This is a genomic window from Larkinella insperata (assembly GCF_026248825.1).
Classification (GTDB): Bacteria; Bacteroidota; Bacteroidia; order Cytophagales; family Spirosomataceae; genus Larkinella; species Larkinella insperata.
This window is the reverse complement of record NZ_CP110973.1, coordinates 6,080,187-6,096,216: the sequence shown is the minus strand read 5'-3', so window position 1 is coordinate 6,096,216 and position 16,030 is coordinate 6,080,187. Positions and strand designations below refer to the sequence as shown.

Here is a 16,030-nt window from a genome sequence, read left to right as displayed (position 1 = left end):
GAAAATAGCTAGCGAGAGAGCCCGTGTAAACGTGGATTAAACGCTAGTCATTCGGGAAGGTAATTCATTCTGTAATTTGTCGTTACTGCTCTGAATGCCGCGGCTTAATCCAATTACTCGCTATAATTTTTGTCATAACTGATCTGCCATTGAATTCCGAACTTATCGGTCAGGGAACCGTAATAAGCGCCCCAGAAGGTAATATCCATTGGCATTTCGACGAGCCCACCGTCGGAGAGCGCCTTGAAAAACTGGTCAGCCTGCTCCTTGGTGTCGGTGCTGACGGAGAGATAGAAATTGTTGCCCACCACCAGCCGCTGCCCCATTGATTCCAGCGCGTCGGTTCCCATCAAAATGGTATTTTTGCTAAGGGGCAGGGCAATGTGCAGAATCTTATTGGCGTCTTCTTCGGACACCTGGCCCATTCCTGGTGTCTGCTGCATCTCTTTAAACCGCTGCACCATGACAAACTCGCCACCGAATACAGATTTGTAAAAGTTGAAAGCCTCCTCCGTGTTTCCGTTAAAATTGAGGTAGGGATTGAATCGTGCCATTGTATTGATTGTTTAAGGTAAACTTGAAGAATTTCGGGCGATAAAAGTCCATAGATTTTAGCGTTCGGTCAGGTAAAAATGCGGCAAGTAGCCGGGAGACGTACGACATTTACCAAATTCATTCTTTTCGGAAGCCCGGGCGCTTAAGCGCCCTGCGAAAGGGGTGTTTTAAACCGCTTCCGGCGCCGGGGTTTTTCCGATAACCGCCTAATTTCATGGGCTAGTTCTGCGCACCCTTCCGTGAACAGGTGGCCCAGATGCTCGAGCGCACAAACCCTGACGTCCGGAAGGAGCTCGGCGTAGCGAATTGCATGAAAAAAAGGAACTACCTCATCGTCGTGGCTGTGAAAAAAAATGATCTGCGGAATGAGCGATAAGGTCGACAGGTTTTTGGGCAGGGTAAAATCCCGGCTTTTCCACCCTTTTTTTCCCCAGTAAGGTGCCGCAACAACGCATACGCCCGCAATCGGGTTAGCGGGATTTTCTTCGGCCAGGTACTTCAGAATCACCGAACCGCCCAGCGAATGACCTACCAAAACGACGGTGCCGTCGGTCGCGGCAAGTTCTGCTTCCAACCGTTTTTTCCAGGGCGTATAGTGAGGGGCGTCCGGATTGGGCATCTGGGGATACCGGACCCGATACTGCGCTCCCAGCCTCTGTCGCAAGTCGGACACCAGGTTGTCGCTGCCGGTATGCGGTCCCTGCGGACCCGCGCAGTGAATGAACAGAACCTGCTTTTTCATGACGTGGCGTTTAAGAAAAATAACCAGAAGGCTGCGTCGTTTAGCCCGCTTTTCGGTGAGAAGTCAACCGTTCAATCAATTCCGGAATTTTCACCGGCGGACCTTCCTGCCGTTCAGACTTCTTATCCGGTTGACGCTCAAGCAACGATGCAAATTTACGGTATTCAGGCAAGAGCGGGGAGGGGCAAACGCGGCAATCCGCGGGGTTGATTACGACATTCGGTTTCGTTACATTTGAGCTATGAAGCATATATCGATTTTAGTCCCGAAGGGGGCTATTTTAGGTAGCCTGGAAGGAACCCGCCAGCTGTTTACGCAGGTAAATCAGTTTGCGGCCGCCAAAGGCGCACCTCCCATGTTTCAGGTCCAACTGGTGGGGCTTTCCAACGAAACTCCGCTTAGTGGCGGTTTATTTACGGTCCATACCGACGTTCTGATCGACGAAGTAACGAAAACCGATTTAATCATCATTCCGGCCCTCGATGGCGATCTGCGGCTGGCCGTTGAAAAGAACCGGGACTTTATTCCCTGGATTACCCAGCACTACAAAAATGGAGCGGAAGTGGCCAGCCTGTGCCTGGGCGCCTTTCTGCTGGCGTCGACCGGGCTGCTCAGCGGGCGGAGCTGCGCAACGCACTGGATGGCGGCCAACGACTTCCGCCAGTGGTTTCCGGACGTCAACCTGGTGACGGAGAAAATTATCACCGACGAACTTGGTATTTATTCCAGCGGGGGGGCGTTCTCGTACCTCAACCTGATTCTGTACCTCATCGAAAAATACGCCGGTCGCGACATCGCCGTGCTGTCGGCCAAGGTGTTTGCCATTGAAATTGACCGGGATACCCAGTCGCCGTTTACAATTTTCCAGGGGCAGAAAGAACACGAGGACGAGCCGGTCAGAAAGGCGCAGGAATTTATCGAAAACAACTTTCAGGACAAGATTACCATCGATCAGCTGGCGGAGATGCACGCCCTGGGCCGCCGGAACCTGGAACGCCGTTTTAAGAAAGCTACCTCCAATACCGTTGCCGAATACATCCAGCGCGTGAAGATCGAAGCGGCCAAGAAAAACCTGGAGATCAGCCGGAAGAACGTCAACGAAATCATGTACGACGTGGGGTATTCCGACACGAAGGCGTTCCGCACGATCTTCAAAAAAATTACCGGCCTGTCGCCCATCGAATACCGCAACAAATACAACAAGATGGCGGCTGTTGCTTAGGGGGGCGCTCTGCTGATCGTCAGCCGTTTATTGGAATTTATTAACTTTTTATCGACCCAGACCCGCCTTTTCTCCGGAAGTTTCCGTACCTTTATATCCCGTAACAATCCCAATTCGTTTTCAGACATGGCTTCATCCGGTCAGAAAACCGCTAAGTACATATTCGTTACGGGCGGTGTAACTTCATCATTAGGCAAGGGCATTATCGCTTCTTCGCTGGCAAAATTGCTTCAGTCTCGCGGCCTGTCGGTCACGATTCAAAAATTTGATCCATATATAAATATTGATCCTGGAACGCTCAATCCTTACGAGCACGGTGAGTGCTACGTCACAGACGACGGCGCAGAAACCGACCTCGACCTGGGCCACTACGAACGGTTCCTGAACATTCGTACGTCGCAGGCCAACAACGTTACCACGGGACGGATTTATAACAACGTCATCACCCGCGAACGCAAGGGCGACTTCCTCGGGCGGACGGTGCAGGTGGTCCCCCACATTACCGACGAAATCAAGCGCAACATCCGGCTGCTGGGTGAAACCGGCGAATACGACATCGTTATTACCGAAATTGGTGGTTGCGTGGGCGACATCGAATCGCTGCCGTTTGTGGAGGCTGTCCGGCAGTTGAAATTTGAGCTGGGCGAGCACGACACGCTGGTGGTGCACCTGACCCTGGTGCCGTACCTGGCGTCGGCGGGCGAGCTCAAAACCAAACCAACCCAGCACTCGGTTCGGATGCTGCTCGAAAACGGAGTTCAGCCCGACATCATCGTCTGCCGCACCGAACATCCGCTGCCCAACGACATCCGTCGGAAAATTGCCCTCTTCTGCAACGTACAGGTTAATTCGGTCATCGAAGCCATTGATGCCGAGACGATCTACGACGTACCGCTGTTGATGAAGAAAGAAAAACTTGATCAGCGGGTGCTGTACATGCTCGACCTCTACAACGATCAGGACGCCGATCTCGACAGCTGGAAGGAATTTCTGGGCCACCTGAAAAATCCAACCGATAGCGTTACGATTGGGCTGATCGGAAAATACGTTGAGCTGCGCGATGCGTACAAATCCATTGCTGAAGCGTTTATACACGCTGGTGCCGAAAATGAATGCAAGGTTAACATTGAGTGGATTCAATCGGAAACGCTGGGCGATTTTGACCAGGTAGCCGAGCGGCTGCGCGATCTGGACGGTATTCTGGTGGCCCCCGGTTTTGGCGAACGCGGTATCGAAGGCAAGATCAACGCCATCCGGTACGCCCGTGAAAATGGTGTGCCTTTCTTCGGGATTTGTCTGGGGATGCAGTGTGCCTGTATTGAATTTGCGCGGAACGTGTTGGGCTGGACCGAATCCCACTCGGCCGAGATGAACCCAAATGCGTCGCACCGGGTTATCGACATGATGGAGAGCCAGAAAAAGGTGACCAACAAAGGCGGCACGATGCGTCTGGGCGCGTATCCCTGTAAGATTAAGAAAGATTCACTGGCGCATCAGATTTACGGAAAGACGCAAATCAACGAGCGTCACCGTCATCGGTACGAGTTCAATAACGAATTTCTCACTCAGTTTGATAAAGCCGGAATGGCAGCGACGGGGATCAATCCGGAAACCGGACTGGTCGAAATTGTGGAGCTGAAAAACCATCCGTGGTTTGTTGGTGTACAGTTTCACCCCGAACTCCGGAGCACGGTAATGGACCCGCATCCGTTGTTTGTGCAGTTCGTGCGGGCGTCGCTGGGGCACTCGCAGGAAAAACGCATGGTCGACACGACAGCAAATGTTGGTTAAGCATAGGCTTATCCGTACTTTTGCTGACTAAAATTGGTTTAAAGTTTGAGGTTTAACGTTTCAAGCGTCCGACGACCACGTTAAACCTCAAACCTTAGGCATTAAACAAAAAAAATGGATCGTAATCAAATTATTGGTATTGTACTGATTCTGGGGATGCTGCTGGGCTACCAGCTGCTCATGCCTAAGCCCGCTCCGGAACAGAAACCCGAACAGGAAAAAACGACTTCTGCTCCTTCTCAACAAACTGCCCCCAAAGCTGAGCAACCCTTGGATTCGGTTGCTTCCCGGCGCCTGTACGGTGATTTTGCCGCGGCTGCAACGGGTCAAAGCCGTGATATCGTTGTTGAAAACTCCGACATTCGGGTGACGTTCAGCACCCAGGGCGGACGGGTGAAGGAAGTGTTGCTGAAAAACTACAAGACGTACGACCAGAAACCGCTGATCCTGATCAACGAACAGAGCAGCCAGATGGCCCTGGAGTTGCCCACCAACCGCGGCAAGGTCAACGTTGAAAAGCTGTATTTTGAAACCACAACACCGGCGCAGTCGGCGGTTCAGGGGAACGCCCAGACCGTCACGTTTAAACTGGCGCTGTCACCCAACCAATCCGTCGAGCAGACGTATACCATTCCGGCCGAAGGCTACGTGGTTGATTATGATCTGAAATTGAACGGCCTGGACAATGTGGTGACCAACAACGACATCCGGTTTTTCTGGCAGGACAAAATGCGGCAGTTCGAGAACGACATGGCCGAAAACCGCAAGTCGGCGACCATCAATTACCTGTCGGCCGACGACAATTTTGACGGCCTGTCGGAAGGCGCCAGCGACCATGAAGCTACCCTGGAGGAACCCGTTAAGTGGTTCACCATCAAGCATAAATACTTTCTGGCCGGATTTATTTCCGAAAGCAGTGCGTTTAAAAATGCCACCTTTAAAACCCTGGTGAATCCCAACGATTCCGTTACGGTAAAAACCGCCATTGCCGACGTGACGATTCCGATGGCCGACGTGAAAAGCGGAAAAGGAAATTACCGGTTTTACTTCGGCCCGAACGATTACCAGTTGCTTGATGAGGTGGCGCCCGAATTTGACCGCAACGTTTACCTGGGGTACGCTTTTCTGAAGCCGGTCAACAAGTACTTTTTTGTGCCGATGTTTAACCTCCTTGAGCAGTTTATCTCCAACTACGGGGTGTTGATCATTGTTCTGGTGGTTTTTGTAAAATTGCTGCTGACTCCGCTGACCTACCGCTCGTACGTTAGCATGGCGAAAATGCGGGTGCTGGCGCCGGAGGTAAACGCAATCCGGGAGAAAGTGGGCGACGACATGGCCAAACAGCAGCAGGAAACCATGAAGCTGTACCAGCAGGTGGGCGTTAGTCCGCTGAGCGGTTGTATACCGGTGCTGGCAACGATGCCCATCCTGATGTCGCTGTTTTTCTTGTTTCCGAACCTGATCGAACTGCGGCAGAAGACGTTTCTCTGGTCCAACGACTTGTCGACCTACGATTCGTTCATCAAGTTTCCGTTCACGATTCCGTTCCTGGGTTCGCACCTGAGTTTGTTCACAATCTTCATGACGGCTTCGAGTTTGGCGTACGCGTATTACAACAACCAGATGACGCCCGCCCAGCCCAACAGCCCGGTAAACATGAAGGCCATGGGCTACGTGTTTCCGCTGATGTTCATGTTCGTGCTGAACTCGTTCCCGGCCGGGTTAACGTTTTACTATTTCGTGTCTAACGTCGTTACGATCGCTCAGCAATTGCTGATTCGGAAGTTTGTAAACGAAGACAAGATCAAGGACGTGCTGGAAGAAAACCGGAAGAAGTTTGCCAAAGGCGACGTTAAGAAGTCGAAGTTTCAGGAGATGCTGCAACGCTCACTTCAGCAGGCCGAAGAAGCTAAAAAACAGGCTGAAGACGCTAAAAAGCGGACGAAAAAGCAGTAAGTTTATCCGAAATTTATTATCATTAATAACCAAAACCAACGCGTCTGCGTTGGTTTTGTTAGTTTTGTGCAGCTTCCCAATTCAAACCGATGAAACTGATTTCTCACGCTCAGACTCGTTTACGATCGTTCAGTTTGAGCCTTCTTTTGTGGACGACTGTGCACGCGGCATTGGCGCAGACCGATGCGAACGAGCGCCGATTTCGGTCAGGGGCGCGTTTGATTCAACAAAAGGAGTATGTAAAGGCGAAAGCAGAACTGGCGCCTTTGACCCAGTTGCGTTCCGGTGGTGTTGTACCGTTTGCCTATTACTACCACGCACTGGCTGATTTTAACCTGAAACAGTTTTCAGAAGCCCGGATGATGCTGCGGCAGCTGATGGACCGGTTTCCCAACTGGAAAATGATGGACGACGCCCACTACCTGATGGGGGCGGCTTATTTTGAAGGAGGGCAATACGAGGAAGGTGCGCAAAGCCTGAACCGTATTGGTGATTCAGCGTTAAAAACGGAGGCTGGGAAGCTGGAAACGCTGCATTACAGCCGGATCACCGATTTGAATCGCCTGAAGCAGATGCAGAAGGAGTTTCCGGACAATCGCAATCTGGCGCTGGCCCTGATCGGATTGATTCAGCGGACATCGACGGCTACGGCTGATCTGGAACTGTCGGATCGCCTGTCCAACCGGTTTGGGGTACCGCCCGTCACGCGACCCGTTACGACGGAGCCGACGGCCAGCACAAGCACGACTTCCAAGCCGGAAAAAAATCGGAATAAGGGTTATTACAACGTAGCAGTGCTGTTTCCTTTTCGGGTCAACGAAATTGATCCGGGAGCAACGGGTCGTTCAAATCAGTACGCGCTCGATTTGTACAACGGCATGAAGCTGGCCAAGAGCAAACTGCAGTCGGAAGGGATAACGGTCAACCTGTTTGCCTATGATGTAGACAACGACGCATCCAAAATGACGGCTTTGGTGAACAATCCGGCTTTCGTGCAGAATGATCTGCTAATTGGTCCGCTCTACGCCGAACCAAACCGCATTGCTACCGAATTTGCCAATAAAAATAATATTTTGCTGGTTAACCCAATCTCCACCAGCAGCGAACTGGTTGCCAACCAGCCGCAGGCTTTCCTGGCTGCGCCTTCGCTGAACCAGCAGGCACTCAAAACGGCGGCCTTTGCCCGAACGCTGTCCACCGTTCGGAAAGCAGCCATTTATTTTGGAAATACCCGCAAAGATTCGACGCTGGCTGCCCTGTACCAGAATGAGATGAAACGGCTGGGATTTGCCGTCATGGATTTTCGAAAAATCGGCCCGGACCCGGAGGTTATTCGGGTAACTGAGACCAGCAAGCCGGGCCATATTTTTCTGGTCAGCAGCGACGATAAAGCGGGACCGAAGCTGCTCCGGTTATTGGCCCAGCGGAAGGTTGCGGTGCCGGTGATTGCCACCTCCTCGGCCTTCGACTTTGTGAAGGAACCGTTATCAACGTTTTCAAAAAGCGATCTGTATCTGGTGTATCCCGAATTTGTTGACCAGCAACGCCCACAGGCGACCGAATTTGAGGAGCAATACCTGGAGCAACGCAACCTGATTCCATCGACCTACGCCTATCAGGGGTACGACATGCTGCTGTTTTTCGGCCGCGCGCTGGCCCGTACCCGGGGTGAATTAACCAACCGGTCGCAACTCCGGGCCGAACCGGAAGACGGTTATCTGCTGTCGGGCTACGACTATACGGCCAGCAACGAAAATCAGGTGGTTCCTATCATCAAGTTTGACGGAACCCGTTTTGTATTAGCTAACTAATGGAAAAAGAAGGCCGGAGAGACCGGGAGAAAGGCAGCTGTAAACCTGCCACGAAGCGTTTTACCCGTTCGCAGTAACCTTCTTTTACTCAGTAAAAAAATGACAAAGAGCGAACAACTTTTCGAGAAAGCAAAAACATTGATACCTGGCGGGGTAAATTCGCCGGTCCGGGCCTTTCGGGCCGTGGGTGGCAATCCGCTATTTATTAAATCGGCGAATGGACCGTACCTGTTCGACGAGGACGGTAACCGGTATATTGAACTGATCAATTCGTGGGGACCGATGATTCTGGGCCATGCGTTTGAGCCGGTAGAGGAAGCCGTTCGGGAGGCCATACAGCATTCGTTTTCGTTTGGTGCGCCCACCCGCAAAGAAGTCGAAATGGCTGAACTGATCGTCGAGATGGTGCCATCGGTCGAGAAAGTGCGGATGGTCAACTCCGGTACGGAAGCCACGATGGCGGCCATTCGGGTAGCCCGCGGGTTTACCGGACGCGATAAGCTGATCAAATTTGAAGGTTGTTACCACGGCCACGGCGACTCGTTTCTGATTGCCGCGGGGAGTGGGGCCGTAACGATGGGGACGCCCGACAGTCCCGGTGTTACCAGAGCAACGGCTTTGGATACCTTAACCGCTCCCTACAACGACCTGGGGGCCGTCGAAAAACTGATCGAAGTCAACGCCAACCAGATTGCGGCTGTCATTCTGGAGCCGGTTGTTGGTAACATGGGCTGTGTGTTGCCCGATCCGGGCTTCCTGCAGGGCCTGCGGGATTTGTGCGACCAACACGGTATTATCCTGATTTTTGACGAAGTAATGACCGGTTTTCGACTGGCTAAAGGCGGTGCTCAGGAGCGTTTCGGCATCCGGCCTGACCTGACAACGATGGGGAAAATTATCGGGGGAGGAATGCCGGTGGGAGCCTACGGAGGGCGTCAGGAGATCATGGATATGGTTTCGCCCGCCGGACCGGTTTACCAGGCCGGAACCTTGTCGGGAAATCCCATTGCAATGTCGGCCGGTCTGGCCATGCTTCGCCACCTGAACGAGCATCCGGAGGTTTACACGCAACTGGAAGCAACCGGTGCCAAACTCACCGAAGGTTTCCGTAACAGCCTGCTCAAACTGGGCTTGAATTTTACGATCAACCACATCGGTTCCATGTACACGCTGTTCATGACCGAGCGACCCGTTTCCAATTTCGTTGATGCCAAAACCGCCGATCTGGCCCTGTTCGGACGGTATTTCCAGGCCATGCTCAAGCGCGGTGTGTACCTGGCGCCCTCGCAATTTGAAAGCCTGTTTCTATCCGTTGCCCTGACCGACGAACTGGTCGATCAGATCATCTGGGCCAACGAAGAATCATTGAAAGAAGTAATTTGAGCGGTAAAGGCATGTTAAAAGCCGTAATATTTGATTTTGATGGCACCCTGGCCGATACCCTTCCGTTGTGTATCAAGGCATTCCGAATGGCAATTGAGCCGCATTTGAGCCGTACCGTCAGCGATGAAGAGATTATTGCTACGTTTGGGCCTTCGGAAGAGGGAACCATCAAGTCGCTGATTCCCGACCGGTTTGACGAAGGGCTATCGGCTTATCATGAGTACTACACTTCCTACCATTCGGAGGTCCCGACGCTTTTTGAAGGGGTGGAAGAACTGCTGGCGTTGCTGCGGCAGCGGGGAGTCCGGCTGGCGCTCGTTACCGGCAAGGCCCTAAAAAGCGCTTTAATTTCGCTGGATTTTTACCGAATCAAGGACTGTTTCGAACAAATTGGTCACGGGGATTTGACGAAAGGCCACAAGGCAAAGAACATCCGGCGCATCCTGACGGAATGGGGGCTGGAACCCGATGAAGTGGTTTACGTGGGCGATGCACCCAGCGACATAACGGCCTGCCGGGAAGCCGGAGTGGCAATTGTTTCGGCGGCTTGGGCCGCAACGGCGGAGCCGGATTTGCTACGCTCGATGGAGCCGGATGCCCTCCTCTTCTCCGTGCCAGACCTGCAGCGCTGGCTGGAAGCGAAACTGGCTAGTTAACTTCTGACCTTTAACCCGGTACTTTTTTTAATTCAATCAGCAATGATTCTCCGATTTTCCGTCATCATCCCCGTTTACAACCGCCCGGACGAGCTGCGCGAGCTGCTCGATTCGCTCTGTCGGCAAACCCGTATGCCCGACGAGATTGTGGTTGTGGAAGACGGTTCGGTAAACCGGGCGGACGGCGTGGTGGAGTCGTTTAAAAATCGGCTGAATATTCACTATTATTTCAAGCCCAACAGCGGGCAGGGCTTTACCCGCAACTACGGCTTCGAGCGGGCCACCAGCGATTATTTCGTGATTTTTGATTCCGACGCGCTGGTACCTCCGCATTATTTTGAAGCCGTTGAGCGGCACCTGCAAACCGACTGGCTCGATGCCTACGGCGGTCCGGATGCGGCCCATCCAAACTTTACGCCCATCCAGAAAGCCATCAGTTATTCAATGACTTCTCCGTTTACGACGGGCGGTATTCGGGGCAGCAAGAAAAATCTGGGCGGCAAGTATCACCCACGCAGCTTCAATATGGGCTTTTCGCGGAAGGTGTACGAGACCATTGGTGGGTATAAAATCAGTCGGATGGGGGAAGACATCGAATTTGCCATTCGAATTATTGAAACGGGTTTCAAAACCGGTCTGCTGCCGGACGCTTTTATCTATCACAAGCGCCGGACGAGTCTCGGGCAGTTTTACCGACAGCTCCGGTTTTTTGGCCGGGCCCGCATCAACATCGCCCGGTTTTACCCTTCAGAACTCCGGTTGGTGCATACGTTTCCCGCCCTTTTTACCCTTTTCGTTTTTTCGGTGCCCATCTGGTGGCTGATTCATCCGGTTCTGTTCGGACTGGCGGTGTCTGCCCTACTGGTGTTCTCCGGGCTGATTTTGCTGGATGCGTACCGAAAAGAAAAAAGCTGGAAAGTAGCCTTCCTGAGCGTAGAAGCGGCTTTTGTTCAACTGATTGGGTACGGCATTGGATTTTTAACGGAGGGCTGGAAACGGCTGCGCGAACCCAAAGGTCATCAGGAGACGGGGGCAAATCTGGAATACCCATCTTGATTTACCACCTTTCTTCAAGACGTTCACTTTGTTGAGCAGAACGTGGACCGTGTAAAAGCCGGCTCCCGGGCTGCACGGACTAAAGACATATCTAATACGGTTATCGCATGAAAATCTTGGTCACTGGAAGTACCGGGCACCTGGGTGAAGCCCTGGTTCGTACGTTAAAAAATCAGGGTTACGAGGTTATTGGGCTTGATGTTCTGGCATCTTCCTGTACAACGCACGTTGGGTCAATCACCGATCGCGATTTTGTTAGGAAGTGTCTGGTGGGCGTAGAAACGGTTTTTCACACGGCAACGCTGCACAAACCGCACGTGGCAACCCACACTTATCAAGACTTTATTGATACCAACATCACTGGTACCCTCCATCTGTTGCAGGAGTCGTTGGGGGCCGGGGTGCAGCAATTTATCTTTACCAGTACAACCAGCGTTTTTGGAGATGCGCTCGTACCCCCGCCCGGAGTGCCCGCAGCCTGGATAACGGAGGACGTAACGCCCATTCCCAAGAACATCTATGGAGTGACCAAGGCGGCCGCTGAAAACCTCTGCCAGCTTTTTTACCGGAACTACGGCCTGCCCTGTCTGGTCCTGCGAACCTCCCGGTTTTTCCCCGAAGACGATGACAACAAGGGGGTGCGGGACACGTTCGCGGACGATAACCTAAAAGCCAATGAATATCTGTTCCGGCGCGTGGACATCGAAGATGCCGTAAGCGCCCACCTGCTGGCGGCTGAACGGGCGCGATCCATCGGCTTCGGAACGTACATTATCAGCGCAACAACGCCTTTCTCGCCAAACGACACGGCGGAACTGCGGGCCGATGCGCCCCAGGTAGTTGCGCGGTTGGTGCCGAAGTATCAGACCGAGTATCAGCGTCGCGGCTGGCAACTCCCGCCGTCTATTGACCGGGTGTACGTCAACGAGCGGGCCAGAACCGAATTGGGCTGGCAGCCCCGGCACGATTTCAAAGCCGTTATCAACCGCCTTGCCGTGGGCGATGACCTGAAAAGTCCGTTAGCGAAACAAATCGGTTCAAAAGGGTACCATACCGGCACCTTTTCGGAAGGACCGTATCCGGTGGAGTAAGGAAGCGGGTAAGCAATTACTTTTTACAGAGGTAAATGACCTCGCCAGCGGGCAGGGAAAACCGTTTGACTTCTTCCCTGGGCAAATCAAAAACGAACCGATCCTCGATCACGGTAAAGCCGCCTTTGGCCAGCCGCTGTGCGTAGTCCCGGCCAAAAAGCCGCAGGTGGTCGCTCTGCCAGAAAAGCCGTTCCCGCTCCTTCGGGTCGGTAACGGTGGGGTCCTCGAAGGTGGTGGGGAGGTTGTAATCAATCGGAGACTGGATGATGGCCCAACCGCCGGGTTTCAGGACGCGGTGGAGCTCGCTGCTGGCTTTCACGTCGTCCTCCACGTGCTCCATCACGTGGTTGCAAAACGCCACATCGAACGTGTTGTCGGGAAACGGAATCTGATGAATATCCATCTTCACCTTCGCCAGGGGGGACTCAATGTCGGCGGTGATGTAATCCAGGTTGGGTAATTTATCGAACCGGTCGATAAAGCAGTATTCCGGGGCCACGTGCAGCACCTTCAGCGGATCCCGGTAGAAATTGGTTTTACGCTCCAGGTAGAGGTTCATCAGCCGGTGCCGTTCCAGGGCCAGGCAGTTCGGACACAGGGCATTCGGGCGCGGGTTGGTTCGGCCAAACGGCATAAACTCCCGGAAGTGTTTGCCGCAAACCGTGCATTCCACGTTGTTTCCCCGGTAGAAAACCATCATCACTTTCATGGCGTAATGGCTGACGCGCTGTAAGGCCGGGCGCGGTACGTTGCGTAATATAAAGCTGATGAGCTGTTTCATACCCCCTCAAACTCGGAAGCCCAGTCAACCGACAGTGGCCGTATTGGGTCCGAATAAGCAATTATTAACAGATTATAAAAGAAATGCGACTTCGTCTGTTAAATTAGAGCTTTGATCCACGTAGAAAATAAACACGATGGCCATCGCTTCTTCTAAACCTCCCGGTCGGCGACTTCTTAAGCGAATGAGTACGCGCACCAAATGGCTTTTGCTGGCTCCTTTCAGCCTCATGCTGATTGGCTACGGCTTGTGCGTGTTTAGCCAGGCTGCGAACCTAATGCACGCCAACGAACCATTCAACCGCTGGTTTCTGCTCGGAACGTATAGCCTCATCGTCATCAACGCTGGAATTGCGCTGTTTGGGCAGGCTATTATTTTCCGGGTGCGAATTGAAAACCGCAGAACAATTCGCCGGTACCTGAAAAAGATGCTACGGGAGCGGCAAAAAAAAGAAAACCCCGTCCGTCGAGCGTAACGAGGCAATCAAGTGACAGTGACCAGTTTGCAAAAAAAACTGAGCAGCCGACCCGGTAGCTTACGCTTCCGTTGTCTGGCCTTTTTTCTCCGCAAAAGAGGCTTTGATCGCGTCTACATCAACGTTTTTGATGTCAGGACGGCGTAGCAATTGTTTGATTTTCGCCGTTTTGTTGTTGGCCCGCGCTTTATTTTTTTTGTCCTTCCGTTTCAGTTCTGTAACTCCCATGATTGTATAAATAATAAGTTGATTCCAAATGGTCCGCAAAATTAGCGGAAAAGCTGCACAAAACCAATAATCTATCCGCCGGGCTTGCTATTTTTGCGCCATGCAAAAACCGAGTGTACCCCGCGGAACCCGCGATTTTGGGCCGGAGCAAATGAGCAAACGGCTTTTTCTGCTGGAAACCATCCGGCAGACATTCCGGCGTTATGGCTTTCAACCCATTGAAACACCCGCCCTCGAAAACCTGTCGGTGCTGATGGGAAAATACGGCGAGGAAGGGGATCAATTGCTGTTTAAGATTCTTAATTCGGGCGACTTTGCCAACGGTTTGACCGGAGCCGACTGGCAGGAAAATGCCCGGAAGTTAACGCTGAAAATTTCGGAAAAAGGACTACGTTACGATCTAACGGTGCCCTTCGCCCGCTACGTAGTCATGAACCGGCACGCCCTGGCCATGCCGTTTAAACGGTATCAGATTCAGCCGGTCTGGCGGGCCGACCGGCCTCAGAAGGGTCGTTACCGGGAGTTTGTGCAGTGCGACGCCGATGTAGTAGGGACGGACTCGCTGCTGTGCGAAGCGGAAATCGTCCTGATGCTGCACGAGAGTCTGCGCAATCTCGGCATTCGGGATTTTACGGTAAAAATCAATAACCGGAAGATTTTGACTGGTATTTCAGAGGTGGTTGGGGCCGAAGGGCAGGAGGGACCGCTGGCTGTTGCCATTGATAAGCTCGACAAAATCGGGAAGGAAAAAGTGGTGGAAGAATTGAAGCAGCGCGGTTTTTCGGACGGATCCATTGAAAAGCTGGAACCCATGTTTCAGTTTCCAACCGAAACTCAGGCGGCTTTTGCGCAATTGAAAACCTGGCTGGCGGGCTCGGAAGTGGGCTTGAAAGGCGTTGCGGAATTGGAGGAAGTCTGGGCGCTGGTGGCGCAGTACGGATTGGCCGATGCCCGAATTCAACTGGACGTAACGCTGGCCCGGGGGTTGTCTTACTACACCGGTGCCATTTTCGAGGTAAAAGCCAACGGAGTGCAGATCGGCAGCATCAGCGGGGGCGGTCGTTACGATAACCTAACCGGGGCATTCGGAATGCCGGGCCTGTCGGGCGTAGGAATTTCGCTGGGCGTCGATCGGATTTACGACGTGATGGAAGAATTGAAGTTGTTTCCCGAAACCGGCTTGCAGTCAACCCAAGTACTGGTGGTTCACCTGGATGCAGAGGGGCGCTCGATTGGGTTGCCTCTGCTGAGTCAGCTGCGGGCCAGTAATATTTCGGCGGAAGCGTATCCGGATACGGCGAAAGTGAAGAAACAACTGGATTACGCCAATGCCAAGCGGATTCCGTACGTTGTTCTGATCGGTTCGGAAGAAATCCAGACGGGTCAACTGACGCTTAAGAATATGGTAACGGGGGAGCAGCAAAAGCTAACGGCCGACCAGATTGTGGAAAAGATAGCGCAGGAGGCTACGCTGCTATAATAAAAAACGGTGCCACGAATTTGAGCCGTGGCACCGTTCAACTAGGAAACAGCACGCTACTTAGAACTTAAAGCCGAAGTTTACACCCAGTGACCGACGTTGCGAATTATTGAATCCGCCGATAGCGTCCGAGAAACCGTGGTGGTACATCAGATCGATCAGCACAGGACCTACATCAAAGCCCAGGTTGACCAGCCCCAGGAAGGTTCCGCTTTTAATCTCGTCGTTGTCAATTTCAATGGTGTTGCTACCGCTCAACCGGTTGGCGTATTCAGCACCAACACCCAGACGTACGGCGGAAATACCGCGCTCAGACTGCGCCAGTTTCACACCCACAAGTACCGGGATTTGCAGCCATTTGGTGTTGATTCGTCCGGAAATATCCGAAAGCGAAGAACCGTCACCGGGGCGGAAATAGTTGGAGCTGGACGCAAAATACTCAACCCCTAACTGACCGTACAACCGGCCACCACCCCGCACGAAGGCACCAATCTGGTAGCCCAGACGGCCTGATGGGTTGTCGCCATCGATGTCTTCACCTTTGTAGCGGGTTGTGTTGGCACCCACGTAAAAACCGCCGGTGAATGCTTTGTAAGGTTTCTCTGCTTTCTCGCGTTTGGTGCGCGTTTCCCGGCTGCTGTTGTCGGTGGCAGAGCTAGACATGGATGAGCTGCTGTTGCTGGGCGTCGTCGAATACGAAGAACTGTTCGCTGGTGTGGTGGTCGACGTGTTATCCATCGTAGAGCTGGACGAATTCGCCGAGTTGGAGCGATAGGTTGTATCAGTTTGGCTGGTAGTTACAG

At 52.8% G+C, this 16,030-nt stretch carries 15 protein-coding genes; 10 read left to right on the top strand and 5 right to left on the bottom strand.

Annotated elements, in window-relative coordinates; translation table 11 throughout:
* Nucleotides 1-113: 113 nt before the first annotated feature.
* Nucleotides 114-554, bottom strand: a complete 441-nt coding sequence (locus tag OQ371_RS24565) for a VOC family protein (protein WP_265991092.1) — start codon at nt 552-554, stop codon at nt 114-116.
* Between the two features lie 143 nt (nt 555-697).
* Nucleotides 698-1,297, bottom strand: coding sequence for an RBBP9/YdeN family alpha/beta hydrolase (locus tag OQ371_RS24560; protein ID WP_265991090.1), 600 nt, complete (start codon nt 1,295-1,297; stop codon nt 698-700).
* 241 nt (nt 1,298-1,538) lie between these two features.
* On the opposite strand from OQ371_RS24560, the gene OQ371_RS24555 reads away from it, so the two are divergent.
* From OQ371_RS24555 to OQ371_RS24520, 8 genes are all read left to right on the top strand, one after another.
* Entirely contained in the window at nt 1,539-2,519 is a 981-nt protein-coding gene (locus OQ371_RS24555) for a GlxA family transcriptional regulator (RefSeq protein WP_265991089.1), read from the top strand.
* Between the two features lie 126 nt (nt 2,520-2,645).
* Nucleotides 2,646-4,310 (top strand): CTP synthase, encoded by a 1,665-nt coding sequence (gene pyrG / locus OQ371_RS24550; RefSeq protein ID WP_265991087.1) that lies wholly within the window; start codon nt 2,646-2,648, stop codon nt 4,308-4,310.
* Between the two features lie 114 nt (nt 4,311-4,424).
* Entirely contained in the window at nt 4,425-6,266 is a 1,842-nt protein-coding gene (gene yidC / locus OQ371_RS24545; protein WP_265991085.1) for a membrane protein insertase YidC, read from the top strand.
* 89 nt (nt 6,267-6,355) lie between these two features.
* Nucleotides 6,356-8,077 carry an ABC transporter substrate-binding protein gene (locus tag OQ371_RS24540; RefSeq protein ID WP_265991083.1) on the top strand — a complete coding sequence of 574 codons (1,722 nt, stop codon included), beginning with the start codon at nt 6,356-6,358 and terminating at the stop codon, nt 8,075-8,077.
* A 99-nt stretch (nt 8,078-8,176) separates the two neighbouring features.
* A complete protein-coding gene (gene hemL, locus OQ371_RS24535; protein WP_265991081.1) occupies nt 8,177-9,460 on the top strand; it encodes a glutamate-1-semialdehyde 2,1-aminomutase in 1,284 nt (427 codons plus the stop codon).
* An 11-nt stretch (nt 9,461-9,471) separates the two neighbouring features.
* A complete protein-coding gene (locus tag OQ371_RS24530; RefSeq protein ID WP_265991080.1) occupies nt 9,472-10,116 on the top strand; it encodes an HAD family hydrolase in 645 nt (214 codons plus the stop codon).
* Between the two features lie 42 nt (nt 10,117-10,158).
* Nucleotides 10,159-11,172, top strand: coding sequence for a glycosyltransferase family 2 protein (locus OQ371_RS24525; protein WP_265991079.1), 1,014 nt, complete (start codon nt 10,159-10,161; stop codon nt 11,170-11,172).
* Between the two features lie 107 nt (nt 11,173-11,279).
* Nucleotides 11,280-12,263 carry an NAD-dependent epimerase/dehydratase family protein gene (locus tag OQ371_RS24520; RefSeq protein WP_265991078.1) on the top strand — a complete coding sequence of 328 codons (984 nt, stop codon included), beginning with the start codon at nt 11,280-11,282 and terminating at the stop codon, nt 12,261-12,263.
* 16 nt (nt 12,264-12,279) lie between these two features.
* On the opposite strand, the gene OQ371_RS24515 is transcribed toward OQ371_RS24520, so the two are convergent.
* Nucleotides 12,280-13,044, bottom strand: a complete 765-nt coding sequence (locus OQ371_RS24515; RefSeq protein WP_265991076.1) for a methyltransferase domain-containing protein — start codon at nt 13,042-13,044, stop codon at nt 12,280-12,282.
* A 184-nt stretch (nt 13,045-13,228) separates the two neighbouring features.
* Between OQ371_RS24515 and OQ371_RS24510 the strand changes: the two genes are divergently transcribed.
* Nucleotides 13,229-13,519, top strand: a complete 291-nt coding sequence (locus OQ371_RS24510) for a hypothetical protein (protein ID WP_265991074.1) — start codon at nt 13,229-13,231, stop codon at nt 13,517-13,519.
* A gap of 60 nt (nt 13,520-13,579) precedes the next feature.
* Here the strand turns inward: OQ371_RS24510 and OQ371_RS24505 are convergent, their stop codons facing one another.
* The gene (locus OQ371_RS24505) at nt 13,580-13,747 is read right to left on the bottom strand and encodes a hypothetical protein (protein ID WP_265991072.1); all 168 of its coding nucleotides are present in this window, start codon (nt 13,745-13,747) and stop codon (nt 13,580-13,582) included.
* A 100-nt stretch (nt 13,748-13,847) separates the two neighbouring features.
* Here OQ371_RS24505 and hisS point away from each other — a divergent pair, with 100 nt between their 5' ends.
* A complete protein-coding gene (gene hisS, locus OQ371_RS24500; RefSeq protein ID WP_265991071.1) occupies nt 13,848-15,227 on the top strand; it encodes a histidine--tRNA ligase in 1,380 nt (459 codons plus the stop codon).
* A gap of 60 nt (nt 15,228-15,287) precedes the next feature.
* Here the strand turns inward: hisS and OQ371_RS24495 are convergent, their stop codons facing one another.
* Complete coding sequence (locus OQ371_RS24495) at nt 15,288-15,890, bottom strand: hypothetical protein (protein WP_265991070.1); 603 nt, start codon at nt 15,888-15,890, stop codon at nt 15,288-15,290.
* Nucleotides 15,891-16,030 lie beyond the last annotated feature (140 nt).

Excerpts from the sequence above, each read along its gene's own strand:
- OQ371_RS24560 (WP_265991090.1), bottom strand. The coding sequence starts at position 1,297 with ATGAAAAAGCAGGTTCTGTTCATTCACTGCGCGGGTCCGCAGGGACCG.
- OQ371_RS24540 (WP_265991083.1), top strand. The coding sequence starts at position 6,356 with ATGAAACTGATTTCTCACGCTCAGACTCGTTTACGATCGTTCAGTTTG.
- OQ371_RS24530 (WP_265991080.1), top strand. The coding sequence starts at position 9,472 with ATGTTAAAAGCCGTAATATTTGATTTTGATGGCACCCTGGCCGATACC.
- OQ371_RS24495 (WP_265991070.1), bottom strand. The coding sequence starts at position 15,890 with ATGTCTAGCTCTGCCACCGACAACAGCAGCCGGGAAACGCGCACCAAA.
- OQ371_RS24520 (WP_265991078.1), top strand. The coding sequence starts at position 11,280 with ATGAAAATCTTGGTCACTGGAAGTACCGGGCACCTGGGTGAAGCCCTG.
- pyrG (WP_265991087.1), top strand. The coding sequence starts at position 2,646 with ATGGCTTCATCCGGTCAGAAAACCGCTAAGTACATATTCGTTACGGGC.
- OQ371_RS24555 (WP_265991089.1), top strand. The coding sequence starts at position 1,539 with ATGAAGCATATATCGATTTTAGTCCCGAAGGGGGCTATTTTAGGTAGC.
- OQ371_RS24515 (WP_265991076.1), bottom strand. The coding sequence starts at position 13,044 with ATGAAACAGCTCATCAGCTTTATATTACGCAACGTACCGCGCCCGGCC.
- OQ371_RS24565 (WP_265991092.1), bottom strand. The coding sequence starts at position 554 with ATGGCACGATTCAATCCCTACCTCAATTTTAACGGAAACACGGAGGAG.
- OQ371_RS24510 (WP_265991074.1), top strand. The coding sequence starts at position 13,229 with ATGAGTACGCGCACCAAATGGCTTTTGCTGGCTCCTTTCAGCCTCATG.
- OQ371_RS24505 (WP_265991072.1), bottom strand. The coding sequence starts at position 13,747 with ATGGGAGTTACAGAACTGAAACGGAAGGACAAAAAAAATAAAGCGCGG.
- hemL (WP_265991081.1), top strand. The coding sequence starts at position 8,177 with ATGACAAAGAGCGAACAACTTTTCGAGAAAGCAAAAACATTGATACCT.
- yidC (WP_265991085.1), top strand. The coding sequence starts at position 4,425 with ATGGATCGTAATCAAATTATTGGTATTGTACTGATTCTGGGGATGCTG.
- OQ371_RS24525 (WP_265991079.1), top strand. The coding sequence starts at position 10,159 with ATGATTCTCCGATTTTCCGTCATCATCCCCGTTTACAACCGCCCGGAC.
- hisS (WP_265991071.1), top strand. The coding sequence starts at position 13,848 with ATGCAAAAACCGAGTGTACCCCGCGGAACCCGCGATTTTGGGCCGGAG.